Source organism: Actinotignum sp. UMB0459 (assembly GCF_051905915.1).
GTDB lineage: Bacteria > Actinomycetota > Actinomycetes > Actinomycetales > Actinomycetaceae > Actinotignum > Actinotignum sanguinis.
Window position 1 is genome coordinate 183,307 of sequence record NZ_JBQAIK010000008.1, and the last position, 24,804, is coordinate 208,110.

Sequence of the window (24,804 nt, forward strand, 5' to 3'; positions counted from 1 at the left end):
ACCTAACGCCGCCCGCCGCTGTTCCGGATAGCCCGGTCATATTCGGCCAGCACCAGAGGAATCACCTCCTCCCAGCCGTATCCGGGCGCCACGCTTGCATTGTGGTGGGCCATGCGGGTGCGCAGCGCAGTATCTTCTACCAGGCGGGCCAGCTGCGCGATCATATCCGCATCCGTTTCTGCCAGGAGTGCTGAACGCCCATCCTCGAGGAAATCATCAGCTCCGGTGCCCGCCGGAGAAATAATGGGCAGCCCGGCTGCCCGCGCTTCCAGGGTGGCAATGCCGAATGCCTCACGGCGCGAGCTAGTGAGATAAATATCCGCGTGCCGGTAGGCATCCATGAGGCCGGCCCGATCCGTGCGACCGGGAAGATGAAGCCAACCTTCCCCGGGACCCGGATTCCCGTAGGCGCGCCCGCGCCGTTCCAATTGGGAGCGTAACGGGCCATCCCCGTAAATCGTGAGGTGGATATCCCGCCCGGTCAGCTGGCGCGCACCTGCCACACAGTCAATGAGGGCAGCGTTGCGTTTGCGCGGGGCCAGACGCCGGGCGGCCACAACCTCCACTGGTGAGCCGGGGTGATTCTTCCGGCCCGCAGCCCCGGCAGTGCCAGCTCCCCCGGCAGTGCCAGCTCCCCCGGCAGTGCCAGCTCCCCCGGCAACGCCAGCCACCCCGAGCGTATGCGAGGCCGCGGGAGTGCCCAGATGTGCGAGCCGGTAGGCGGCAACCGTGCGCCATTCCCCCAGATCTACACCGTTGGGAATAACTTTCACTTCACCACCTACTGCCCGGTGGACCTGCCCGGCCACCCACGTGGATACCGCGTTATGGACGACGCCACGCGCCGTAACCCGGCGCAGCGGGGCAAGCAGCTTTTCCACCGGATCCAATACGCAGTGCCAGGTAACGGTAGTGGGGATGCCGTCCGCCGCGGCGATGCGCATAGCCGCCCAGGCAAAAGGCGAAACAACTCCGGCTTGAATATGCACCACATCCGCCCCGCGCATAGAAGCACGCAGCTGGGCGCCGTGCCCCGGGGATACCGGGAGGTTACCGAAGAGCGCTGAAGTAATGCGCTGGACGGGAATACCCGCCACGATATCCCGATCTTCTGGGATCCCGGGAACCGGTGGGGTATCACGCGGGGTGGCGGTGATCACCAACACCCGGTGGCCGGCGGCCTGTAAGGCTAGGGCAAGATCGCGAGTTTGTGCTTCGATCCCGCCCAGGCGCGGGAGGAAGCAATCCGAGACGAGCGCGATGCGCATAAGCCCTCACTTTCTTACGGAAGATGCCCCACAGCGGAGTTCCATTGATTGAGCATCCCACCCGCGGCGGGTAGGTGCGCCGTCGTTCCTTTTCCTAGCGTCAGCTTAGCGCCCACCTCCGACAGAAAAAGCACGCGGAACGGAATGCTCTTTGCCTGGGCGCGCCCGGGCCTTAAACTAAAGCATGGCTATTCTTCCTATTTACATCACCGGCGATCCTGTTCTGCATCGGCCGGCCGAACCCATTACGGAGTTTAACGAGGAACTGGCACAGCTGGTCGAAGATATGTATGAGACCACCGTGGCGGCTCCCGGAGTCGGGCTGGCCGGGCCGCAGGTCGGTATTGGCAAGCAGATTTTCGTGTGGGTTTACGCCGATCAGGATGAGGCTCCCGAACGCGGCGTCGCGATTAATCCCACGCTGTTTATTGAACCTGTGAATCCGGATGAAGAGCCTTTCGAAGAAGGTTGCCTGTCCTTCCCGGGCGAACAGTATCCCCTGGCCCGTTCTCCGCACGCTTTGCTGCGGGCGCAAAACGAAAAGGGCGAGCATTACGAAATCGAGGCAACCGGGTGGTTCGCTCGTATTCTCCAGCACGAATATGACCACCTCACCGGGCATTTGTACGTGGATCGGCTCACGGGGCGCGAGGAAGCCGCTGCCAAACGTGCTAAGCGTGAGCACGGCTGGGGCAAGAAGGGGAACACCTGGCTGCCCGGGCGCGATAACCTTGAATACTAACGCTTCCGATCCCGCGCAGCCACCGCGCGGACTCCCATTCATTTTTTGTTCATATTTCGGTAACGTGAAATGGATATTTTGGCGACATGATTGCATCCCAGCCCAGCTCATCGGCCCGCACCGTCGCGGTGTGCGCCGATGGACTGGGGCGCAATCGTGCGCTGAACAACCTCATTATTGAGATGCTTGAACGCGGGCATGCCAGCTGCGCCACGCTCCTGGTTGCCGCTCCCGCGGCAGATCATGCGCTGCGGGCTTTGGCGGCCGTCGGCATCGATCCCGGGCGGATTTTGCTCAGTTTCGCCATTAGTTCACAGGGGCCCGGGGCGCCGTGGCGCGCCGTCGCCGCACATGCCTCAAGTTTGACGGACCGCGCCGGCCGCTACCTATCCGCGGAAAAAAACGCCGCTCCCCCGCCACTCGTGCACGAAGATATCCTCGCGGAATTAGCGGCGCAATTCTCCTGGATGGAGGATCGCGGGTATCGCCCCGCGGGGATTGCGGGGCCGCGTTACGGTTACGATTTTCGCGGACGCGGCCTGGTTATTGATTGTGCCTTGGAGTTTTGCGCGCGCGTTGGCGTGCCGCTGCGTTACGCGCGTCGGGGCGATCCACTCCTTGCCGCCTCGCGTTACCTGGCGGATCGTGCTGCGGGTGCCGGGGAGGGCTCCGGGTGGCACGCGAACTCCGGTACCGATGCGGAAGTCGCGGCTGCGCACGCCCGGCGCGTGGAACGTGCTGATGCTCTTGGGGTGCTACTTCCGGACGACGTCGTCTTCTTCCCGCCGGAGTTCCCCGCGGATAGTTACGGGGACTTGCGCCACGCGTACCTTAGCGCGTTGGAGGAATGTGCCGGCCCGGCAATCCAGGTGGTCTTTACTCCGGCCCGCGAGGATAGTGGGGCGGGGCGCGGGGAATGGGAAACCCGGCTCATGCGCGATCCGTCATTCTTGCGGGCGGTAGCAAGGGTGCGGTGCGCTGCATAATGCCCTTGCCGCCTACGGCCCCATCGAATCATGGGTTCGCTTCTTTTCGAGTGCAGTCGCAATATAAAACTAGACTGCCCCACCGTTAAAAACTGCTCAAGGTGAGAGAGAAAGAGACTGTAGTCGAGTTCCAGATACAGGCGCATATGATCCAACTGGATACCAACAGTCCCTTGTATGCGCTGAGTCGACTGCCGATAGCCCTTTGCTTCGTCCGTTACGAAGGTGAAGTTATCATCAAATAGCAGTGCGACTCCGATGATATCGCCGGCGAATTGCTGCACCTTTTCACTAAGAACGTCCGACCGCTGCAAGTTCTTTTTCCTTCAGCTCTTCTTCGCGGTAAAACTCCACAAAGCCTTCGAGCGCTTCAAACTCTGGACGTAGTGCAGCCTCTTTGTCGTTCATCCAGTAGTTTTCCGCTCTTTCGTTATAGTCCTCGCGGGTGGTGCGTAGTTCGTCCAAAATCTCGTTCTGACGAGCGAGCACTTGGTCGAGACTTGTATAGCTTCCTCGGATAATCATGTGGTGACACCTCCATCCGTATGACCCCAGCCTAATCGAAACATTGCGCTGTGCAAATAGGGAGTTAATGGAAAAATGATGTCTCCAACCCGCGCTTTCCCCCCTGGAATGACAACAAAAATACCGTTCATTTCGGTTGCTGAAAACGTCATTCGCATCGTCGCGGCGAGACGACTCAAGGCGGGAAAACCGAAGCTTTCCCGCCTTGTGCTGTACCCCGTACCGGATTTGAACCGGTGTTACCGCCGTGAGAGGGCGACGTCCTAGGCCGCTAGACGAACGGGGCCTATGAGGATGCTAGAAGCATCATCGCTGGGGTACCAGGACTCGAACCTAGAATGGATGAACCAGAATCACCTGTGTTGCCAATTACACCATACCCCAAGGGTGTGGACCTCAGAATCATTACGCTCCCGAGGACGACAGATAAAAAGCTTAGTGGAATCTCCTCGAGCTGGCAAATCCGCTGAACGTGTGACGCACCACGTTCTCAACCGGCCTCGGTTCACGCAGCACACCCGCTCTAACTGCACCCGCATAAGCGAGGCCGAAACCTGCAGCTACCATTCACGCACGCGCCCCTGCCGCCCAGCTTCCTCCCGCAAAACTTCCGGTACCCGCAGCCAGATGCGGGAACCCGGCGTGCAACCGGTCAGCATTGTGTAGCCATCGCACGCGGGCAGGGGAGAAAACATGGTGCGCACGGCCCCGGCGATGGTGATGTCAACGGCGTCGTAATCGCGGCGCGCCCGCGCCCAATTGACCGTGTAGGTATCCAGACCACCGAGAGTATCCGGACTCCATGTCCGATCCAGAGGAATCCGGAGCGGATAGCGCTCTACCAAGTTCACCCAGTCAGCCGCGGTAACAATCCGATAGATCCGCGAAGGATCCGGCTCGGCCGTATCCGGAACCGCGGTACGGGCCAGGCTGGAATGGGGGTAGTCGCCGGCGTCGTCGCCGAAAAATGACCAGGTGCTGGAGAGCTCACCGAGGGGGTGACCGGCGAAGAAATCGCCTACGTCGAAGCTGAGGTAGCTGAAGGCGAGGTAGTCCTCCGGGCACGCCGGACTATCTGACGGGCCCAGGATCTCGATGATCTGCGAACTTATCTCCCAGTCAAGCGGAGCACGGCTGCGGCGCGAACGGTGACTGCGGCGCCTGCTCGGCAATGCGACCTCGTGGAAGAGTAACTGCGCAGGCCGGAAACCCACCTCCCATTCGGGCGGGATGCGCCCTTCGAGTACGCAATCCCGCGCAGCGGCTTCCTCCGTGCTCAACGCCCAATCCGCGGCAAGAACACGCTCAATATCCGCGTTAAAAGCAAAATGGATAGAGAACTCGCCCAGCGCCAGGTTAGCTCGCTGGAAACGGCCCAACTCAGCCAGCGGCCAGGACGGTTGGGGAATTTCAGCACCGAATAGCCCCACCCGCGGAACGCTCTCCACGCTGCCATCATCCATGGTGAGGGGCTCGAAGAATACCCGGTCACACGCCCCCTCACCCACGCGCGCGCCCAGGGCTTCACCCGCACCCGCGTAGTCACGTGCGCCTGCACCTACCCGCTCCCAGGCCCTTCCCCAGGCACGCAGGTAGGTTCCCGGCGCGGGAAAAGACGCGGCGGGCCGCGGCAGCGGCGTCGTACATACCACCATCGCGGCCCTCCACGTTCGTATCTGAACTACCCGGAAATTTTCTCTAGGAGTTGGTCAATTCGGAGCACCGCTTCCTCACGCCCGAGGATCGCGATGGAGTCAATAACAGGAATGGACACATTCGTACCCGTCATCGCCACGAAAAGCGGGCCGAAGGCGAAACGCGGTTTGATACCGAGCCCCTCCACCAGCGCCGCATCAAGAGCGGGCTTGATAGCTTCCGGCGTGAAATCATCCAGGCCGCTCAACGCTTCGCGAGCTCCCCGCAATGCCTCGGGCGCCGAATCGCGCAGCTTGGATAGCGCTTTTTCGTTGTATTCAAGCCCCGCGGCGTCAACGAACAGGAAGCCGAGCAGATCCCGGGCCTCTCCCAGCAGCTGCATGCGGGTCTGCGCCAGCGGCGCCGCCGCATCAAGAATCTCCCGTTCGCGATCCGTGAGCTCCTCATAGGTGGAAGCACTGAGTACATCGCTGAGGTAGGGAACCAGGCGCCGGGTGTAATCCGCCACCTCAAGGAGGCGGATATGGTCCGCATTAATGGCCACGCACTTCTTATCATCAAAACGTGCCGGATTCGGGTTGACGTTGTGGATATCGAAATGCTCCACAAGTTCTTCTTTGCTGAACACATCGCGCTCAGCGGAGAATGACCACCCGAGCAGGGCCAGGTAGTTGAGCAGGCCCTCCGGGATCATGCCGCGTTCGCGGTGGAGAAGCAGATTCGATTCCGGATCACGCTTGGAGAGCTTCTTATTCCCCTCCCCCATCACATAAGGCATATGCCCGAAACGCGGAGTCCACTTCGCGATTCCCAGTTCTTCGAGGGCGCGATAGAGCACGATCTGGCGCGGCGTAGAAGAAAGCAGATCTTCCCCGCGCAGCACGTCCGTCACTTCCGTGAGGGCATCATCGATGGGGTTCGTGAGGGTGTACAGCGGATCCCCGTTGGCGCGCACAATCACGTAATCCGGGGTGGAGCCGGCCCGGAAAGTGATATCCCCGCGGATAACATCCGTGAACGTAATATCCTCATCGGGCATGCGCATACGCAGCACCGGTTCGCGCCCTTCGGCCCGGTAGGCCGCCTTCTGTTCTTCGGTGAGGTTGCGGTCATAGCCGTCGTACCCGAGCTTGGGATCCTCCCCGCGTTCCCGGTGGCGCGCCTCGATTTCCTCCGGGGTGGAGAAAGATTCGTAGGCGTAACCGCGCTCCAGCAGCTGCGCCGCGACCTTGCGGTAGATATCACCGCGCTGGGACTGCCGGTAGGGACCGTGCGGGCCGCCCACCTCTACACCTTCATCCCAGTCCAGCCCGAGCCAGCGCAGGGAATCAAGAATCTGGTGATACGACTCTTCAGAATCACGGGCTGCATCGGTATCTTCAATACGGAAAATGAAAGTTCCACCTACGTGCCGGGCGTAGGCCCAGTTAAAGAGGCAGGTGCGTACCATACCGACATGCGGGGTGCCGGTGGGTGAGGGACAGAAACGAACTCGGATCTCGCGTCCGGTAGCAGTTGTGATAGCCATGATGGGTTAAGGATACGCTACGGATATGACATATGATTTCGACACTCGCACCGTCTCTGATCTCATCGCGCAGGGCTCGCATAAATGGTCCGCGTTCGGGGATGCTATCGCCATGTGGGTGGCCGAAATGGATCTGGGAATCGCACCGGAAATCCGCGATTACCTGGTGAATGCAGCGCAGCGCGGCGCCCTCGGCTACCTCCCACCCCGCGAAATTCCGGGGATTATGAACGCGGTTTCCGACTGGCTCGGCCAATTCGGCCCAGCGCCCGATCCCGAGCGCATGTTCCTTATTCCCGAGGTTCTTAGCGCCTTGCGGATCACAATCACGCAGTTCACAGCCCCGGATGCCCCGGTTATCGTCCCCACTCCGGCCTATATGCCGTTCCTCACACTTCCGGGAGAGTACGGGCGCGAGGTGCGCCAAGTTCCCTCGATTTTCCGCGCGGGCCGCTGGGAACTGGACCTGGAGGCATTAGAGGCAGCTCTCACCCCCGGTTCTCTGCTTATTTTGTGTAACCCGTGGAATCCGGCGGGCCGCTGTTTGAGTGGCGCGGAGCTTGACGCGCTTGCTGCCGTGGTGGAACGGCGTGGCGCGCGCGTTTTTGAGGATTGTATTCACGCCCCGGTGCTTATCGACGGCACCTACGTTCCCTACGGCCCGCGCAGCGCGGCCACCCGCGCGCATACCATCACCGCGACCAGCGCAACGAAGGGCTGGAATATCCCCGGGCTCAAGGCCGCGCAGCTCATTTTTTATAACGACGACGACGCAGCCCGCTACGCGCCCCATGCCAATGCGTGGAGCTCTCCGACTTCCACGCTGGGAGCTCGCGCCACCAAAATCGCTTTCGAGGAAGGCCGGGATTGGAATCGGGCGGTGTGCTCCTATATCGGTGAAACACTGCGGGTCGTAGAAGAGCGGGTGCAGACCTGGCCCGGGGTGCGCATGGCGCACGTGGAAGGCACCTATATTGCTTTCCTTGATTTTTCCGAGGCGGAATTTGTGCGCGCGGAGAAGGAACGTGCCCGCCGGGAGGGACGCGAGCCGAAGGGCGCCGTCGCCGCAATTCTGGAACAGGCGCAGGTGGCGCTCACGCCCGGCCGGGCATCGGGCGCCGGTTTTGAGCAGTGGGCGCGCATGGTGCTGGCCACCCCGCGCGCTATCGCCCTGGAGGCCCTGGATCGGATCGAGGGCCTGCTGGAGTCCAGTTGTTCGCAAAGCTCAACGCGCCTTCGGGGCGCCGGTCGCTAAAGTCTAGGTGAAATACTAAGGTTAATGATATGAAAATAGCACGCTTGAGTTTAAGCCAGGGCCCGCGCTACGCGGTCTACGACGAAGGCGCCGATGACTTCGTTATCCTCGCCGATGACCCGATTTTCGGGGACATTCAACCTACCGGGGAGCGGGTGGCCGCCGCCGACGCCGTGCTCCTCTCCCCCATGATTCCGCGCTCGAAGGCCATTGGTTTTGGCAATGCAACCGCGCCGGGTACCACCACTGCTGACCTCTTCTTCTTTATGAAGCCCAATACGGCAGTGTGCGGGCCTGATGATCCGATTATTATTCCGGACTGGGCCAGCGAAGGCCTCGCCCACGAAGTGGAGCTCGGGATTATTATCGGGCGCGTTGCCAAGGATGTTCCCGAAGAACGCGCGCTGGACGCCGTTTTTGGTTACACCATTATTAATGATGTGACCGCCCGCGGGGATGTGAACGGCGCCCAGAAGATGTTTGATACCGCGCTCCCGGTGGGCCCCTATATCCTCACCGATATTGACGTGAGCGATCTTGCGATGACCTCGCGGGTCAACGGGGAAACCTACACCCGGGCGCGGACCTCGGATTACCCGCTCTCCGTGGCCCAATCGGTGGCGGCGGCCTCGCGGCGCTGCACCCTACTACCCGGCGATATTATTCTGCCCGGTGCCTTTAACGGTGAGCCCCCGCTGAAAGCGGGCGACGTCGTCGAATGTGAAATCGAAGGTTTCGGGGTGCTGCGCAACCCGGTCCTCGCGGCAAACTAAAGCTCAGGCGGGCGTCAATTACACAACCGAGGCCCGTCCGCGCCGCGGGCGGCCTGTGCAGGAGGATAGATGAAGAAGCATCGCGATGGTTCCCTATCGCAAAAAGCTCCTTTCAAGAACGAGTCGTATCACACGGTTCCGTGGCTGCTCGCGCAGCGGCAACGCAAGCATCCGCGCGATATCGCGGTGCATATCCAGAACTCCATCGGTGGGAACTGGAAACCGTTGACGATTACGGAATTCCTCGAGCAGGTGCGCCTCACAGCGCGCGGGCTGGTCGGCCTGGGTCTCGGGCACGGCGAACGCATCGGTATCCTCGCGGCAACCTCCTACGAATGGGCACTGCTGGACGCGGCCGCTTTGCATATCGGGGTGGTGCCGGTTCCGATTTATGAAACGAGTTCGGCCAAGCAGATCGCGTGGATGGTTGCGGATGCGGAGATCACCCATATCTTTACCGATACCCGCGCCCACGCGGAATTGGTGGATTCGGTAACGCCGCCCGCGATTCCGCCCGCGACCGTCATGACGGAGGATTGGCGCGCCGCGCTGAACGCCGCGGCTCTCGAGGTTCCCGAAGAAGATCTCGAGGCCCGCATCGCGGCGGTCACCGCCGATTCCCTCGCAACCATTATTTACACGTCGGGCACCACCGGGGATCCCAAGGGCGTGGAACTCACCCACGGGAATTTCGCGCGTACCGTGCTGGGAACCTGGCATTACGAACCGGAAATCCTCAATAATCCGCAGGCATCGCTCATCCTCTTCCTCCCCATGGCTCATGTGATGGGGCGGATTTGTGCCTACTTTGGCCTGGCCACCCGTATTTCGGTAGGTTTCGTCGGCAATCTCAAGAACCTCATGAGCGACCTGGAAACTTTCAAACCCACCCTGCTGCTCGTAGTTCCGCGGGTACTGGAAAAGGTTTATAACGCGGCCGAGGCGAAGGCCGGGGCGGGTGTGCGGCGCCGAATTTTCCGCTGGGCGGCGGATATCGCGGTGCAGAACGGGACGCGGCGCCGGCGCAGCCCGATTTTCGCGGTGAAGCGCGCACTGGCACGCAAGCTAGTTTTCAATAAATTACGCGAGGCGATGGGCGGACGAATTCGCTTCGCAATTTCCGCCGGGGCGCCGCTGGGTACCCGCCTGGGGCGCTTCTATCGCGGCATCGGCTTAACGGTGGTGGAAGGCTACGGCCTCACGGAAACCACCGGTCCGGCAAATGCCACGCGCGCGGCGAATCCCGTGCTGGGCACCGTTGGGTGGCCGCTGCCGGGCATGCGCATTAAACTTGCCGACGACGGCGAAGTCTTGGTCAAGGGCCACTCTGTTTTCCGCGGTTACCATAACAATCCCGAAGCTACCGCGGTCGCATTTGCGGACGGTTGGTTCCACACCGGGGATCTCGGGACGCTCGATAAGCGCGGCAACCTCACCATTACCGGCCGAAAGAAGCACCTGATCGTCACGGCCGGAGGTAAGAATGTGGCACCGGCGGTGCTGGAGGACAAGCTGAGTTCCCACCCTCTCATCTCCAATGTGGTGGTTCTGGGTGATGGCGAACCCTTTATTTCCGCGCTGATTACCCTTGACGCACAGATGCTCCCCTCCTGGCTTTCTTCACACGGCTTGCCGAAGATGACTCCGGCCGAAGCTATGAATTCCGAGGCAGTTCAGGCTTCGCTTCAGCGGGCGATTGACCGCACCAATGCCCAGGTATCGCGAGCGGAGTCCATCCGTAAATTCGTGATTGTGCCCGGTGACTTTAGCGAGGCGAATGGTTTGCTCACGCCCTCGCTTAAGGTGCGCCGTGAAGTGGTACTCGAGAGGTACCGCGATGTGGTGGACGGTATTTACGGGGCCAATCACTCCGAATCCACGAAGAAATCTGAGGAGAAGGAACGCCGGCGGGCGGCCCGGAAAGAACGGCGCGCGCAGCGCCGACTGGGGCGGCTGCGGCGGCGCGGTGCAGCCGGGCAGCAGGGTGAGCGATCCGGCCGGCAGGATGGCCAGCAGCTTGGCGAGCCGGGCAGCGCCGAGAAGTAACGCGATGGAGATTAACGGGCGCACGGTCAGTTATGCCGTTATCGGGCATCCGGTAGGGCATTCCCGCTCCCCCGCGATGCATAACGCATCCTTTGCTCACCTAGGTGTGAACGCCGTTTACCTCGCGTATGACATCGCTCCGGATTCGGGCGCTCGGGCAGTTAGTGCTTTACGCGATCTTGGTTTTGGCGGTTTTAACGTGACAATGCCGCATAAAACTGCCGTGTATGAGACCGTTGATGAGCTTTCCGACGATGCCCGACTCATGGAGTCCGTAAACACCGTTCACATACATGCGAATGGACGCACGGTCGGTCATAACACCGATGGACGCGGGGCTCTTGCCGCGGTACGGGCGGCCGGCTACGCCCCTGGTGAAGCGGTGGTGGTGCTGGGTGCCGGCGGAGCTTCGCGCGCGATCTACACGCGGGCCGCCCTCGAAAGGGTCTCCCGTATCCGGGTATTTTCCCGGCGCGGCCAGAATTTCGAGCGTGCGCGCGATATCCTCGCGCGCTTACGTGGTGAAACCGGAGTGGATGCTCAGCTTTGTGACCTTGCCGATGAGGGTACACTTCGCCGCGAGGTGGATGCTGCTTCTCTTCTGGTCAATGCCACGAGTGTGGGGATGAGTGCCCATCCGGGTGCTCTCATTCCAGAAACGTGGCTACGCCCCGATCATATTGTTTTCGATGCGGTGTACGAACCTTTGGAAACTGAGCTTCTGCAGCGGGCCCGCCGCGTTGGCGCAGGGTGTGTATCCGGCCTGGATATGCTTCTGTGGCAAGGTGTTTTCGCGGAAGAAATCTGGCTGGGCCGCACCGACATTCCCGTGGAGGTCATGCGGGCGGCCCTGAGCCAGTAGATTATTATTCAGGTATTCTTTTCCTTCCCGCTACTTTTCTACGCTATTGGCGCCGGTGCCACCAGCAGGTTCAACCAGAGCAGCTTCAGGATCTGCTGCGCTCGGGCCGGGAGTGCCGTCGCCATAGCGAATAATATGGCTTTCGTTCATATCGTCCTCTTCGAGCATGCGTAGCTGTTCTTCACGACTCAGCATCTGAATACCCCAACCGGTTGCGGCCAGAATCAGTGCCACGATCATGCCTGACCAGTTAACAATCGCCCACGGGACATATTGCAAGGTTTCCACTCCGAGGGTTGCCGCCATATATGCACCGGCAGCAGTCCACGGGAATAGGGTTTCGGTCACGGTTACGGAATCTTCGAGCGTACGTCCCAATGTCATGGGGTGATAGCCGCGGCGTACGTATGCCGGGCGCAGTACTTCACCGGGCATAATGACGGAGATCTGGCCGTTGCATGTGACGGAAATGGTTCCTAGTCCCACGCCTATGGTGCTGGCGACCAAGCCGAAGCGCGACTTAACACGGTGAAGTAGCTTTTCAATGAGGTAATCGAGCGAATGCGACACCCCCATGATTCCTGCGAAGGCTAAGGCACAGAAGCAGATCGCCAAGGTTCCTAGCATGGAATTCATTCCGCCGCGTTCCAGCAATGTCACCATGTCATCGCTCGGAGTCAAACTGGCCCACTCGGGCCGCTGTATCATATCGAGATTGAACCCCTTAACTAGAGCGGTGAAGGCATCTGCAATCGTCGACTTTTGGAAAACAAAGGTGTTGAAAAGCCCGAGGGCAACGCCTGCCATCATGACCGGAATGGTCGGGAAACGCAGTGCCGCACCAACGAGAACAACAATAGGTGGCACCAGGAGCCACGGCGTGAGGTGGAATCCGGCCGCTAATTGGTCGAGGGTTTCCTGCACTGCGGAAGTGTCGACTCCAGCAGCGGTTCCCTTAAGCCCTACGATCGCGAAAACAATAACGCCGATAATGAGCGCACTTCCGGTGGTCCATGTCAGATTCTTAATATGCGTGAAGAGCGGTACGCGGGTAATCATCGCGGCGATATTTGTTGAATCTGAGAGCGGAGAGAATTTATCGCCAAAGTAGGCGCCGGATACAACGGCTCCTGCGATCATTGGTAGATCAGCACCCAATCCGATGGCGATACCCATAAAGGCGACGCCGATGGTACCTGCGGATCCCCACGAAGTTCCGGTGCACAGTGATACGACGGCGGTGCCGAGCAAAGCAACCAATGCCAACCACCGCGGGTCAATAATGGCTAGGCCCCAGTACACAAGGTACGGGATCGTCCCTGAAATCATCCACGCACCGATGAGTAGCCCAACGGTGAGAAGTATAAGGAGTGCAGGCCAGGCTTTCGCTGTCTTTTCGGCTACGGATTCGATCATCTCATCCCAGCTGTACCCCAAATATTTAGCAACGCAGGCGGCGACGGCTGCCGCCGCAATAATCATAGGTTCAACAGGCAAATCAAAGCCGATGTATCCCCCGCCGATGAACAATGCCAGGGAAATCACCGGCAAAAGCGCCAGGAAGACCGTTGGCTTCTTTTTCTTCCTATGTATCTCGGCCTCGGTGCCGCGATTGTTTTCCGAAGTCATCATTGATCCTTTCGCTGTGTCGATGACGACAATTCCTCGGTGAAATATGCGGCTAGTACCCTGTGGAGAACAGGGAGCTGCCACAGCTTAGGTCAAAAGCGCTGACTGCGCGGAGATTTATCTCAGTTTCTGTACTGTTGCTTCGCAGCGTTGCAGTGCAGTGTCAAGAAGTGATTGAGGAGCGGCGAGATTAAAACGAAGGTATTCGTGCCATTCCGGTCCAAATCCCTTGCCATATGAAGGATGCACTCCAGCTCCGGCGCATACCTCTGCGGCGGTAGCCGCACCCAGTCTCCTGGTATCGCACCAGAACAAATATGTCGCATCCGGAATGACAGCCTTTTCGCGCGCAAATAGGGCTCCGAAGCGCGGAACAAAAGCTTCCATATTGTTATCTATATAGGCGAGCGTGGTATTGAGCCATTCCTCGCATTGTGTCCAGGCTGCAATAGCGGCGGGAATGGCGAAATAATTGGGATTATGGAACCCCGCGGCGCGCAAGCCCTCTCGAATTCTGGCACGCAGTCGATGATCCGGAACTATTAACGCTGAAGCCTCTAGACCGGCCATATTGAAACTCTTTGAGGGAGAAAGCGCTGTGATGAGCCGGGTTCGCAATTTCGCATCCGCGTAGCGCGCTAACGGCAACCACCTCCGCCCAGCTCGCAGAATATCGCAGTGGATATCATCGGATAACACCAGACATGAACTCTTTGCTAATAATTCCGAAAGCCGTTCCAGTTCCTCTTGGGTGAAGGCCCGCCCGGTCGGATTATGGGGATTAGTAAGAATGAAAAGATCCGCGTCTGGCAATATTGTTGCGAGCTCGTCAAAGGGGATATGCCAGGTTCCCTCCGTGTAGAACATGGACGGCTCAGTAACCTGACAACCGCAGCGGCGAACCACTTCCATGATGGGGTCATAAGCCGGCGAGAGCGTGATGACCTTCGCTCCCGCCGGCAGCATATGGGCGCAGATCATCGCTGTAGCTTCCACAATTCGTGGAACAAAAACGACGGATTCTTCGCCAAACTCGGTACCGTGACGACGCGCAAACCATGACGTACACGCGCTCGCAAAATCCGGAAAAACCTCGGTGTAACTGTAGATTCCCCGAGCTGCTGCTTTCTCAATAGCTACACGGATTGCAGGAGCACACGCAAATTCCATTTCGGCAACTGAAAGCGAAATGTGTTCCGGGGGCAAGGTCTCCCATTTAGCGGACCAGGTACCACGCCGATTGATTACACGATGGAGATCTTCGAAGTCACCTCTAGTTATGCGCATCATTGCAGCCTCCTCACTACAAAGGGAGATGAACTTCTTTGAACACTCACCCTTTGTTTTGTTTCAAAACATACTCGCGAAATAGTAGTTTTGTCAACGTGAGAGTTTTATTATCACAACCCGGCGTGAGGTGTCATCGAAAGATTCCGGCTACACATATCAATTCAAGAGCACAAATGAAAATTGAGGTGATTTCATGACAAGAGTGCGCACGGAGGGACTCGAACCCTCACGCCCGAAGGCACTGGAACCTAAATCCAGCGCGTCTACCAATTCCGCCACGCGCGCGTACCGGTCTATCCTAGCGGATTTCCCGGGGTAGGAAAATTCAGAAGCTGCCCGAAGAAAAGAAAACTACCGGCAGCATCCCGATTCCTTACTTATCCCGATTATTCATCGATACCGAGATCGCGGCGCAGCCGAGCCACATGCCCGGTAGCTTTCACATTATAGAAAGCTGCCGCGACGGTGCCATCCGGATTCACCACGATGGTGGAGCGACGCATCCCTATCACCGTTTTACCCCAGTTTTGCTTTTCTCCCCAGGCACCCCATTCGCTTGCCACCGCGTGATCTGGATCGGAGGCGAGCACAAAGTTGAGCCCCTGCTTCTCCCGGAACGTTTCCAGCGACGTGAGCGAATCGGGGGAAACTCCCACCACGGCATATCCAGCCGAGCGCAGCGAATTGAGGTTATCCCGGAAATCGCAGGCTTCGGTAGTACACCCCGGGGTATTTGCTTTCGGGTAGAAGTACACGATGACGCCGCGGGCGCCGTCGTTCAGATGCTCGGATAGCCGGAAGGTTCCCGCCGTGCTCTCCAGGGTGAAATCCGGGGCACGATCACCAGAATTTAACATCATTTTCCTTCACAATAAGCACAGCCCACGCGATCAGCATTGCGATACCAATGCCCAGGGGCCACAACCCCAGGGGCGTGGGCGCAAACCACAGCATGAAAACAGCGCCGGCCCCGAATATCCACGGGCGTTCGCTACGGTACCCGAACCCGCAGGCCGCAGCACCCACCGTACCGAGCGCAAGAATCACTCCGTACTGCGGAAGGAGATTCCCGCTGATTGCGATATACCAACCCACAACGAGGGTTGCCACGCCCAGCACAAGAATGGCGAGGGCAAGGTAGTTGAGGTATCGAGCTTGGCGCATGCCACTCAGTCTAACCCCCTAGCTGGCGCATCACACGCCGCGCCCCGGCCCACGCTGGCCCACGCCGGCCCGATACGCGAAAATGCAGATGTTTCGCGGGTAGCGTGGAGTGAACCACGGGAACGCGAAGCCCGGCAAAATTAAGAACATGAGTGAAGTCGACGCAGCTGATATGGGTCCGTGGCTCAGCCCCGAGGAACTCGAGTTTGTCCGGCACAAGGTCCCGATGGTGTACGTGGATATTGTGCCGGTTCGCCTGGATGAAACCGGGCGGGTGATCGCTATCGGGATGCTGCTGCGTGCCGATTCCGAGGGGATTTTGCGGGAGTTTCCCTCGGGGCGGGTGCTCTTCCACGAACCGGTGCGCGCCGCGCTCATCCGCCATATCGATAAAGATCTGGGCTCGGTGGCACTTCCCCAGCTTCCGCCCTACCTGGCACCGTTCACGGTCACCGAATACTTCCCCACTCCCGAACCGGAGGCGGGGTACTACGATGCGCGCCAGCATCGCGTTGATCTGGCCTATATCATCCCCATTCATGGGGATTGTGATCCAGGAAATGACTCCCTGGAATTCACCTGGTTTACGCCCGGGGAGGCACGCACCGCGGAGCTGCAGGCCGAGATGTCAGATGGGCACGCGGCTCTGCTGCGCGCCGCCCTTGGCTATATCGGCCGCTGCTAAGCACTGTAAACACCGCTTACGGCAGCGATTACGTCGCCTGTAAGCGGTGCTTACTCAGGGCCGGAGCGGGCCCCGCCCGCTCCATTAGCTCTGCTCCACCAGCTTTGCTCCCCCGGCACCGTTCCAGCAGCGCTATTTCCCTCTAGTGCTGTTCCAGCAGCACCTGCATAATCACCGGGGCTAGCTGGGCAAATGCCTTACCGCGGTGGCAGATAGCGTCCTTTTCTTCCGGGCTCAGTTCCGCATTGGAACGGCTGGAACCGACCGGCGCGAAAATCGGATCGTATCCAAAACCGCCGCTACCACGCTCAGCGGTAAGGAGAGTACCCGGCATATCCCCTTCGCGTACCTCCTCACGGCCCTGCGGGGTTACCAGTGCGGCCGCGCAATGGAAATGCGCGCCGCGATTGGCCAGGGGCACATCTGCTAACTGGGCGAGCAGCAGGTGGCGGTTTGCGGCGTCGTTCCCGTGCGCACCGCTCCAGCGCGCCGAAAAAATCCCGGGGGCTCCACCTAGAATATCCACACACAGGCCCGAATCATCAGCAATAGCCGGAAGGCCGGTGGCCCGCGCGTAGGCCCGTGCTTTGATGAGGGCATTCTGCGCGAACGTGGTGCCATCCTCCACCGGTTCGGGCACCTCAAACTCCCCGCCGGAGACCAGTTCGATTCCGTTCAACCACGGCGCCAGAATATTGCGCAGTTCCGTGACTTTATGGGCGTTTCCGGTAGCGACGACGACGCGCCGCGGCTGCGCTACTTCCACTGGTCACCGCCGGTAAAAACATCGCTACGCACGGGATTCTCCCCTGCGAAAAGCACCCGGTGCTGGAGCTCACGAAGCTCGCGGGTGCCCTTATCCGCCAGATCAAGCAAAACCGCCAGATCGGCACGGTTGAAAGGGTGGTGTTCCGCGGTTCCCTGCACCTCCACATAGTCCCCACTGCCAAGCGCCACGATATTCATATCGGTATCTGCCCGCACATCTTCTTCATAGGGAAGGTCAAGGCGGGGCTGGCCATCAATAATGCCCACGGACACCGCGGAAACCGAGGTGGTGAGAACCGGGCGACGCACCAACTTACATGCCCGGGCCCAGGAAATAGCATCCGCCAGGGCCACGAAGGCGCCGGTGATAGCCGCGGTGCGAGTTCCGCCGTCGGCCTGCAACACATCGCAATCCAGAGTGATGGTGTTTTCCCCCAGGGCTTTCATATCAACGGCCGCGCGCAGGCTGCGCCCGATGAGCCGCGAAATCTCATGGGTGCGGCCCCCGATTTTCCCGCGCACCGATTCGCGCGGGGAGCGATCCGAGGTAGCACGCGGAAGCATGGAGTATTCAGCGGTAACCCAGCCTTCCCCGCTGCCTTTACGCCAGCGCGGCACCCCTTCTTCAAAGGAAGCAACGCAGAGCACGGTGGTGCGCCCGTAGCGCACCAGCACACTGCCTTCCCCGGTTTCAAAATAGTGGCGGTCAATGGTAACGGGGCGCATCTCATCTGCGGTGCGCCCATCGGCACGAGTGGCGCTGGAGTTCTTGTCAGTCATGCCTTAAGGCTACCGCGCCGCTACGACATGAAAAATATGGCCGCGGCCCCGGGAGCCTCGAAACCGCGGGGACCTACCGACGCGCGGGCTTAGATGCGGAAGGCTTCCCCGGCCCGCACGCAGGCAACCCGGCCCTCGTATTCTTCCCGGGCCGCGGCTCGCACGGATTCCCGGTCCGTCCACGGCTGCAGGTGGGTGAGGAGCATCTCACGGGCTCCGGCCTGCGCTGCCAATATCCCGGCTCGCGAACCGGTGAGGTGAATGCCGCGCACGGTATCCCGGCCGTCCTCATAGGCGCATTCGGAAAGGAGCAGATCGGCGCCGCGCGCCGCGGCGACGACGCCGTCGCACAGATCGGTATCCCCCGTGAACGTGAGCACCGCGTTCTCCCCCGGGCGAATATCAGAAGGCCCGGTGATCCGGTAGGCGAAGGCCTCCACCGTGTGCAGGGCGGGGAAAGCCTGGATGGTCATGGGGCCAACGCGGAACGTATCCCCGCTGCGAACCTGGCGGAAATCAAAGACGTCATCGTACGTTTCCTCGGGGCCGTCGTCGCCCAGTTGGCGGGCGCGCCGCCGGGCATCCCCGGGGCTATAGACCGCCACCCGGGGCAGCGGGCCGGAGGGGTGCCAGCGCCGGTAGACCTGCATCCCGATGAGGTCCGCGCAGTGATCGGCGTGCAGGTGCGAGATCACCATGGCATCCACAAGCGCCGGGTCGGTATAGCGCAGCAGATGGCCCATGGCACCGGGACCGAAATCCAAGGTGAACGTGTAGGTTCGCGGAGTACCGTTCGCGTCTGTACCATCTGCCTGGATCAGGTAGGCCGAGGCCGGCGATTCGGGCCCGGACATCGAGCCGGAACATCCAATGATTGTCAGTCTCATGCCGAGAGTTCCTCCGTAGATAGCACAGTTCCTACTTCCGGACCGAGGAATCTGCGGGCGAGGCGCCCGAAACTCACCGGGTCACCGGTGGCGTAGAAGCGGCGCCGGGGGGTGCCCGGGCCGGCAAACATATCGCGGGTAGCTAGTGCGCGGTAAACGTCGCGGGCGGTTTCATCCGCGGAGGACACGATAGTGACGTCCTCCCCCATGGTGTAGGAGATCACGCCGGCGAGCAGCGGGTAATGGGTGCAGCCAAGCACCAGAGTATCCACTCCGGCCGCCCGCACGGGGGCCAGGTAATGTTCGGCCACCGCCTGCACCTGGGCGCCGGCCGTCTGCCCCTGTTCCACCAGCTCCACGAACTCCGGGCAAGCCCGGATGGTCAGCTCCAGATTCGGGGCAGCGGTAAAAGCATCTTGGTACGCGCCCGATTCGATGGTAGCCGGAGTGGCGATCACCCCGATTTTCCCGTTCCGGGTGGCCCGTACCGCGCGGCGCACCGCCGGGCGAATCACCTCCAGCACCGGGATCCCCATCTCCGTAGCAAAACGCTGCCGCGCATCGGCAAGCGCCGCGGAGGTAGCCGAGTTGCAGGCGATAACCAGCATTTTCACACCGGATCTCACCAATTTATCCATGATATCCATGGCGTAGGAGCGCACCTCGGGGATGGATTTGGTGCCGTAGGGGCAGTGCGCGGTATCCCCGATATAGGTAATGGATTCGCCCGGAAGTTGATCAATAATGGCGCGCGCCACCGTGAGGCCACCTACGCCGGAATCAAAAATACCAATGGGACGGGAATCCATACTGTCAAGTTACCGCCGCAGGTCCTTGTTCTGAATGGCAGTGATGAGTGAATCTTGCCACCACGCGATAATCACGTAGAGCACGCCGATCATATCGTCGGTGGTATCGATCTGGGGGCGTTCGGATTCCATAATGCTGAGCGCACGCGAGGTCACCGCCTGCGATTCCGCTGCCGTGGTGATATTGCGGCGGCTGCCGAGCACGATGCGGATATCATTAGCACCGGCCAGCCACGCCCCGGCATCCTCATTACTCACCCACACTTTCTCGCTTGCCAGCGAAGTATAGAAAACCAGCAAGTTGCAGATTTTTGCGTGGCAGACCGCGGATTCGGTGAGCGAACGTAATTCGTCCGCGAGCGCGGGTTCTTCCGACATATCGGGGAGGAGGCGGGCGAGGGCGGTATCCATATTGCGCGCGGGAACGTAGCAGCGTGTGCTCTCCAGATCAGCTAATTCACGTTCGTAGGAGGCAAGCACATCGCTGGATTCTTCCACGTGCTGCGCGCTAGTTCCACCCGTCACGTGGTTAGTTCCGCCCGTCAGGTGGCTAGTTCCACCCGTAAGATCGCCGGCTCGGCTACCTTCGTCGTGCATTTCTTCGTCCAGGTTGTAGCCGAGCAGTGTTGCGACGTCGCGGGCGAGTCCGGCAAAAAGTTGCCGTTCGGTCGCGTCAACACTGGCGCGGTAGCCGCCGCGGGCGGGGCGGAAAGGCAGCATGGTTATCTTCCACCTTCCGGTTCTTCTTCGATGGTGGCGAGCAGTCCGTAGGTGTGCATGGCCCTAGCGTCTGTTTCCATTTGTTCGCGCGGTCCGGTTGATACGACGGCGCGCCCGCGGGTATGGACCTCTAGCATGAGGTTGAGGGCGCGGTCGGCTGAATGGCCAAAGTAGGATTGGAATACCCACTGCACATAGCTCATAAGGTTGATCGGGTCATCGTGCACAACGGTGCGCCAGGCGCGGGCCGGGCCGGCCGCCGCTTCGAAAAGCGTGAGGCTTTCGGTGCGGGTAGCTGGGCTGCTGGCCCCTAAATCTTCAGGAGATGGGTGCGCGCTCATACCTCCATCCTAGTGCCAAGCTCTACCTGGCGCGGCCGATCATCCCCGGTCCACTCCGATGCGCGCGGGTAAACTCGTTCGTATGAGTGTTTCAACTGCTTTGCTCACCGATATGTACGAGCTGACCATGGTGGATGCCGCCATGCAGTCGGGAAAGGCCCAACGGCGGGCTGTTTTTGAGATTTTTGCGCGCCGGCTGCCGGGCGGGCGGCGCTACGGGGTGGTGGCCGGAACGGGTCGCCTCCTTGATGCCCTGAAGAATTTTCGTTTCGGGGAAGAAGAAATTGAGTATCTGCGTGCCAATAAGATCGTTTCCGATGCTGCCCTGGAGTGGCTGCGCACGTTCCGCTTCTCCGGCAATATTTGGGGTTACGCGGAAGGAGAAATGTACTTCCCCGGCTCCCCTATTCTCACCGCGGTGGGGACTTTCGCGGAGTGCTGCGTGCTGGAAACCCTCGCGCTATCTATTTTCAACTATGACTCGGCGGTGGCTACGGCTGCCTCGCGGATGACGATTGCGGCGCACGGGCGGCCCTGCGTGGACTTCGGGGCGCGCCGCACCCACGAACGCAGCGCTGTTTCCGCGGCCCGCGCGGCCTATATCGCGGGCTTTGTGGGCACTTCGGATCTGGAGGCCGGGCGCCAGTACGGGATCCCGGTTTCCGGCACCTCGGCGCATTCTTTCACCCTGGTCCATGATTCGGAGCGCGAAGCTTTTGATACTCAGATCGCGGCGATGGGCACCGGCACCACCCTCCTCGTGGATACCTACAATATCGCGCAGGGTGTGGAGAATGCGGTGGCGGCCGGGCGCGCTGCCGGCGGTGAGATCGGCGCGGTGCGCATCGATTCGGGTGATTTGATCGCAACGGCTTTCCAGGTGCGTGAGCAGCTTGATCGCCTGGGGGCCACGTCCACGAAGATTACCGTCACCTCGGATCTGGATGAATACGCGATTGCGGCGCTCAATTCTGCTCCGGTGGATGGCTACGGGGTGGGGACCCGGCTGGTGACCGGTTCGGGGGTTCCCACCGCGCAAATGGTGTACAAGCTGGTCCAGCGCGAAGGCGCGGATGGCCGGCCCGAAGAGGTCGCCAAGGCCTCGGAAAATAAGGCTTCTGTGGGTGGCCTCAAGGTTGCCGGGCGGCTGGAAAGCGGGGGGCATGCCACCGAAGAGCTGGTGGTGAGCGCCGCTAGTTTCGCGGAGGGCCTGGCCTACCTGGAGAAGCAGAGTGCCCGCCCGCTTCAGGTCCACCTGGTGAACGCCGGCGCGATCGATGAACGCTACTGCGGCACGGAGGTCCTCTCCGCGGCCCGCCTGCGCCACGATACCTCGCGCGACGCCCTCCCCTACGACGGTTGGCGCCTCTCCGCCGGAGAACCCGCTATCCCCACCCGCATGGTGGATATTTTCCCGGGCGACGACGCCGCGGCTTAATTCCCGCTCGCCTTTCTGCTCGCCGCGGCCGTTGCGACTTGCTGCACCTCGTTGCGGCTTGCTGCACCGGCCGCACACTCACACGGCGCTGTTTCGGGGGTGACGCGCTTAGCGCTGGCCCACGAACCAGCGCCGCAGTGTTTTCACGCGTGCCTCAATCTGGTCGGCACTGGCGCGCGCCACTTCCGGGCCGCCGCAGGCCCGGCGCAGCTCGGTGTGAATAAGGGCGTGCGGGTCCCCGGTTTTCTTCGCCCAGGCGGCCACCAGCTGGGTGAGTTCCTTACGGGCGGTGCGCCGCCGGGTAAGCTCATCGGTTCCGGCGGCCGGGCGCCGAGTGCGGGCCTTTTTCGCCTGCTCGGCCTGATGGGCCCGCAGCAGCGTAGTTACTTCTTCGGGTTCAAGCAGGCCCGGAATCCCCAGGAAATCGGCTTCTTCTTCCGAACCGACAGCTGCCCCGAGCCCGAATTCACCGCCGTCAAAAAGCGCCCTATCGAAAAGCGCGCCCGATTCCAGCGCTTCGTAGCCCGGGCCGGCCAGTTCCTCACTGGCTTTTTCTTCCCGATTGGCGGCCTCAAGCAGCTCATCTTCCCAGCCGCTCACCTCCGCCTGCTTCGAAATGGCGTGATCGCGTTCTTTTTCCATCTGAGCGGCCAGCTCAAGCAGCACCGGCACGGACGGCAGAAACACCGTCGCGGTTTCCCCGCGCCGGCGCGCCCGCACGAAACGCCCGATAGCCTGCGCGAAATACAGCGGCGTGGAGGCCGAAGTCGCGTACACGCCCACCGCGAGCCGCGGCACGTCCACCCCTTCGGATACCATGCGCACCGCCACCATCCACCGGGAATCTGAACCGGCGAAGCTCGCGATTTTTTCATTCGCGCCTGAATCATCAGAGAGCACCACGGTGGGGGCCTCCCCGGTGATCTCAGTAAGAATATCCGCGTAAGCCCGCGCGTCTTTCTGGTTGGAGGCGATCACCAGCCCACCCGAATCAGGTAGCGAGCGGCGCACCACCGTGAGGCGTTCGTTCGCGGCGGAAAGCACCTCCGGGATCCACTCCCCGCCCGGGTTGAGGGCGGTACGCCACGCCTGCGCCGTCATATCTTTGGTGAGCGGCTCCCCCAGGGTCGCGGCCACCACGTCCCCCTGTTTGGTTTGCCAGCGCACCTGCCCGGAATAGGACAGGAAGATGACGGGCCGGACAACCCCGTCACGCAGGGCCTGGGCGTAGCCGTAGGTGTAATCAGCTTTCGAGCGCAGGTTGCCGTAGCCATCCGGTTCGTAGGTCACGAAAGGGATGGGCGAGGTATCCGAGCGGAACGGCGTGCCGGTGAGGGCCAGGCGCCGCGCCGCCGGGGTGAAGGCTTCGCGGATGCCATCGCCCCAGGAGAGTGCATCCCCGCCGTGGTGGATCTCATCCAGAATCACGAAGGTAGGCCGCGCAGCGGTGCGTTCGCGATGCAGGGCGGGGTTGGCGGCCACCTGAGCATAGGTCACGCACACCCCGTTGAAGAAGGATCCCTCGGTGCGTTGCGCATTCGTAAAATCAGCGTCCAGCTGAATACCCACGCGGGCCGCGGCCTGCGCCCACTGGGTTTTCAGGTGTTCCGTGGGGCAGACCACCGTGATGGTGCGAGCCTCGTGGCGCGCGAGCATTTCGACGGCGACGCGCAACGCAAAGGTAGTTTTTCCCGCGCCGGGGGTTGCTACCGCGAGGAAATCACGGGGCATGCGCTCCAGGTAGAGGCGCAGCGCTTCGGCCTGCCAGGAACGCAGGCTCGAGGTGGTTCCCCAGGCCGCGCGGGCCGGGAAAGCCGGAGGGAGATTCGAAGCTGCGGAAACAGAGGGACTATGCGGGGTGGAAGCGGGAATCGAACGGTGCAGACTCACTTGCCACTTCCCGGCACGTCCGGCCCGAAGGGCCATCCGGAGCCTTGGTTGCCCATCTGTTTGCGGATCTCCTTGCAGGTGGGGCACACCGGGTAACGATCCGGGTTGCGCGAAGGAATCCAGATCTTCCCGCACAGCGCCACCACGGGCTGACCGTATACGGCCGAGGCCACGAGGCGGTCCTTGCGTACATAGTGGGAAAAACGCTCTTCATCACCGTGGGAGAGGCGTTCTTCGGTGCGCTCCAGCAACCCTACGGATTGTTGAGATTCCGTAGCCGGGCCGGCCGGGGCCGATGGTGCGCCCGGAGTTCCTAAAGGATCGGGAAGGGAAGTACTCATGGGCTCTATTGTACGGCCCGTGCCGGGAGTGGGAAGCAGCCGGGCGGCGCCGTCGTACCTCACCTCACCACAAAGAAGAATCGCCTCCCCGGCGTAAACCGAGGAGGCGATGCTGGACAGCCCGTGGCGTTACTTGTTGGACACAGCCTTCTTGAGGTTGGAGCCAGCCGAGATCTTCACGCCGTAGCCGGCGGGAATCTCGATTTCGTCACCGGTGCGGGGGTTGCGGCCCTTGCGGGCGGCGCGCTCGGTGCGCTCCACGGAGAGCAGGCCGGTGATCTTCACGGCTTCACCCTTGGAAAGCGAATCGACGAGCACTTCCTGGAGCGCGGCGATCGCCTTATCGGCATCGGACTTGGACAGGCCGGAACGGTCGGCGATAGCTGCGATGAGCTCTGTGCGGTTAACGGACATGAAAATA

Annotated in this window: 25 protein-coding genes and 3 tRNA genes; 8 read left to right on the forward strand and 20 right to left on the reverse strand. The window is 61.0% G+C overall.

The window, feature by feature from the left end; all coding sequences use genetic code 11:
* Positions 1–2: 2 nt before the first annotated feature.
* On the reverse strand, positions 3–1,268 hold the full coding sequence (locus ACTFPK_RS02560; protein ID WP_274733801.1) for a glycosyltransferase family 4 protein: 1,266 nt from the start codon (positions 1,266–1,268) through the stop codon (positions 3–5).
* A gap of 184 nt (positions 1,269–1,452) precedes the next feature.
* On the opposite strand from ACTFPK_RS02560, the gene def reads away from it, so the two are divergent.
* Positions 1,453–2,010, forward strand: a complete 558-nt coding sequence (def, locus tag ACTFPK_RS02565; protein WP_126134559.1) for a peptide deformylase — start codon at positions 1,453–1,455, stop codon at positions 2,008–2,010.
* A gap of 86 nt (positions 2,011–2,096) precedes the next feature.
* The gene (locus ACTFPK_RS02570; protein WP_274733804.1) at positions 2,097–2,996 is read left to right on the forward strand and encodes a ChbG/HpnK family deacetylase; all 900 of its coding nucleotides are present in this window, start codon (positions 2,097–2,099) and stop codon (positions 2,994–2,996) included.
* Between the two features lie 291 nt (positions 2,997–3,287).
* Here ACTFPK_RS02570 and ACTFPK_RS02575 read toward each other — a convergent pair whose 3' ends face one another.
* The 5 genes from ACTFPK_RS02575 to gltX form a co-directional block, all read right to left on the reverse strand.
* Positions 3,288–3,521, reverse strand: a complete 234-nt coding sequence (locus ACTFPK_RS02575; RefSeq protein WP_274733806.1) for a hypothetical protein — start codon at positions 3,519–3,521, stop codon at positions 3,288–3,290.
* Between the two features lie 213 nt (positions 3,522–3,734).
* Positions 3,735–3,807: transfer RNA gene (locus tag ACTFPK_RS02580), tRNA-Glu, on the reverse strand.
* Positions 3,808–3,833: 26 nt separating this feature from the next.
* Positions 3,834–3,905: transfer RNA gene (locus ACTFPK_RS02585), tRNA-Gln, on the reverse strand.
* A gap of 176 nt (positions 3,906–4,081) precedes the next feature.
* Positions 4,082–5,176 (reverse strand): hypothetical protein, encoded by a 1,095-nt coding sequence (locus ACTFPK_RS02590; protein WP_274733808.1) that lies wholly within the window; start codon positions 5,174–5,176, stop codon positions 4,082–4,084.
* 26 nt (positions 5,177–5,202) lie between these two features.
* Positions 5,203–6,705: a glutamate--tRNA ligase gene (gene gltX, locus ACTFPK_RS02595; RefSeq protein ID WP_126135537.1), complete on the reverse strand. Its 1,503-nt coding sequence runs from the start codon at positions 6,703–6,705 to the stop codon at positions 5,203–5,205.
* 25 nt (positions 6,706–6,730) lie between these two features.
* Here gltX and ACTFPK_RS02600 point away from each other — a divergent pair, with 25 nt between their 5' ends.
* The 4 genes from ACTFPK_RS02600 to aroE all read left to right on the forward strand — a co-directional run bounded on the left by ACTFPK_RS02600 (position 6,731) and on the right by aroE (position 11,641).
* On the forward strand, positions 6,731–7,960 hold the full coding sequence (locus ACTFPK_RS02600; protein WP_274733811.1) for a MalY/PatB family protein: 1,230 nt from the start codon (positions 6,731–6,733) through the stop codon (positions 7,958–7,960).
* 29 nt (positions 7,961–7,989) lie between these two features.
* Positions 7,990–8,733 carry a fumarylacetoacetate hydrolase family protein gene (locus tag ACTFPK_RS02605; RefSeq protein WP_274733813.1) on the forward strand — a complete coding sequence of 248 codons (744 nt, stop codon included), beginning with the start codon at positions 7,990–7,992 and terminating at the stop codon, positions 8,731–8,733.
* A gap of 69 nt (positions 8,734–8,802) precedes the next feature.
* A complete protein-coding gene (locus tag ACTFPK_RS02610) occupies positions 8,803–10,779 on the forward strand; it encodes an AMP-dependent synthetase/ligase (RefSeq protein ID WP_274733815.1) in 1,977 nt (658 codons plus the stop codon).
* 4 nt (positions 10,780–10,783) lie between these two features.
* A complete protein-coding gene (aroE, locus tag ACTFPK_RS02615; RefSeq protein ID WP_274733817.1) occupies positions 10,784–11,641 on the forward strand; it encodes a shikimate dehydrogenase in 858 nt (285 codons plus the stop codon).
* Positions 11,642–11,671: 30 nt separating this feature from the next.
* Here aroE and nhaC read toward each other — a convergent pair whose 3' ends face one another.
* From nhaC to ACTFPK_RS02640, 5 genes are all read right to left on the reverse strand, one after another.
* Positions 11,672–13,273, reverse strand: a complete 1,602-nt coding sequence (nhaC, locus tag ACTFPK_RS02620) for a Na+/H+ antiporter NhaC (protein WP_274733819.1) — start codon at positions 13,271–13,273, stop codon at positions 11,672–11,674.
* A gap of 114 nt (positions 13,274–13,387) precedes the next feature.
* Entirely contained in the window at positions 13,388–14,560 is a 1,173-nt protein-coding gene (locus ACTFPK_RS02625; RefSeq protein WP_274736565.1) for a MalY/PatB family protein, read from the reverse strand.
* Between the two features lie 203 nt (positions 14,561–14,763).
* Positions 14,764–14,845, reverse strand: a tRNA-Leu gene (locus ACTFPK_RS02630).
* A 101-nt stretch (positions 14,846–14,946) separates the two neighbouring features.
* Positions 14,947–15,417: a peroxiredoxin gene (locus tag ACTFPK_RS02635; RefSeq protein WP_274733843.1), complete on the reverse strand. Its 471-nt coding sequence runs from the start codon at positions 15,415–15,417 to the stop codon at positions 14,947–14,949.
* Positions 15,401–15,724, reverse strand: coding sequence for a hypothetical protein (locus ACTFPK_RS02640; protein WP_274733821.1), 324 nt, complete (start codon positions 15,722–15,724; stop codon positions 15,401–15,403). The genes ACTFPK_RS02635 and ACTFPK_RS02640 overlap by 17 nt, the downstream gene beginning before the upstream one ends.
* 148 nt (positions 15,725–15,872) lie before the next feature.
* Between ACTFPK_RS02640 and ACTFPK_RS02645 the strand changes: the two genes are divergently transcribed.
* Positions 15,873–16,409 carry a DUF4916 domain-containing protein gene (locus ACTFPK_RS02645; RefSeq protein WP_026429485.1) on the forward strand — a complete coding sequence of 179 codons (537 nt, stop codon included), beginning with the start codon at positions 15,873–15,875 and terminating at the stop codon, positions 16,407–16,409.
* A 142-nt stretch (positions 16,410–16,551) separates the two neighbouring features.
* Here ACTFPK_RS02645 and rdgB read toward each other — a convergent pair whose 3' ends face one another.
* The 6 genes from rdgB to clpS all read right to left on the reverse strand — a co-directional run bounded on the left by rdgB (position 16,552) and on the right by clpS (position 20,714).
* The gene (rdgB, locus tag ACTFPK_RS02650; protein WP_274733823.1) at positions 16,552–17,175 is read right to left on the reverse strand and encodes an RdgB/HAM1 family non-canonical purine NTP pyrophosphatase; all 624 of its coding nucleotides are present in this window, start codon (positions 17,173–17,175) and stop codon (positions 16,552–16,554) included.
* A complete protein-coding gene (gene rph, locus ACTFPK_RS02655; RefSeq protein WP_274733824.1) occupies positions 17,166–17,957 on the reverse strand; it encodes a ribonuclease PH in 792 nt (263 codons plus the stop codon). The genes rdgB and rph overlap by 10 nt, the downstream gene beginning before the upstream one ends.
* A gap of 89 nt (positions 17,958–18,046) precedes the next feature.
* On the reverse strand, positions 18,047–18,844 hold the full coding sequence (locus ACTFPK_RS02660) for an MBL fold metallo-hydrolase (protein ID WP_274733825.1): 798 nt from the start codon (positions 18,842–18,844) through the stop codon (positions 18,047–18,049).
* Positions 18,841–19,653, reverse strand: a complete 813-nt coding sequence (gene murI, locus ACTFPK_RS02665) for a glutamate racemase (protein WP_439910998.1) — start codon at positions 19,651–19,653, stop codon at positions 18,841–18,843. The genes ACTFPK_RS02660 and murI overlap by 4 nt, the downstream gene beginning before the upstream one ends.
* 9 nt (positions 19,654–19,662) lie before the next feature.
* Positions 19,663–20,373, reverse strand: coding sequence for a DUF2017 family protein (locus ACTFPK_RS02670; protein ID WP_274733827.1), 711 nt, complete (start codon positions 20,371–20,373; stop codon positions 19,663–19,665).
* Between the two features lie 2 nt (positions 20,374–20,375).
* Positions 20,376–20,714, reverse strand: coding sequence for an ATP-dependent Clp protease adapter ClpS (gene clpS, locus ACTFPK_RS02675; RefSeq protein WP_274733829.1), 339 nt, complete (start codon positions 20,712–20,714; stop codon positions 20,376–20,378).
* An 82-nt stretch (positions 20,715–20,796) separates the two neighbouring features.
* Between clpS and ACTFPK_RS02680 the strand changes: the two genes are divergently transcribed.
* Entirely contained in the window at positions 20,797–22,152 is a 1,356-nt protein-coding gene (locus tag ACTFPK_RS02680) for a nicotinate phosphoribosyltransferase (RefSeq protein WP_274733831.1), read from the forward strand.
* 108 nt (positions 22,153–22,260) lie between these two features.
* Here ACTFPK_RS02680 and ACTFPK_RS02685 read toward each other — a convergent pair whose 3' ends face one another.
* The 3 genes from ACTFPK_RS02685 to ACTFPK_RS02695 form a co-directional block, all read right to left on the reverse strand.
* Positions 22,261–24,078 (reverse strand): DEAD/DEAH box helicase, encoded by a 1,818-nt coding sequence (locus tag ACTFPK_RS02685; protein ID WP_274733832.1) that lies wholly within the window; start codon positions 24,076–24,078, stop codon positions 22,261–22,263.
* A complete protein-coding gene (locus ACTFPK_RS02690; RefSeq protein WP_274733834.1) occupies positions 24,039–24,383 on the reverse strand; it encodes a DUF3039 domain-containing protein in 345 nt (114 codons plus the stop codon). Before ACTFPK_RS02690 ends, ACTFPK_RS02685 begins: the two co-directional genes overlap by 40 nt.
* 129 nt (positions 24,384–24,512) lie before the next feature.
* Positions 24,513–24,797, reverse strand: a complete 285-nt coding sequence (locus ACTFPK_RS02695; RefSeq protein ID WP_016442950.1) for an HU family DNA-binding protein — start codon at positions 24,795–24,797, stop codon at positions 24,513–24,515.
* Positions 24,798–24,804: the final 7 nt, after the last annotated feature.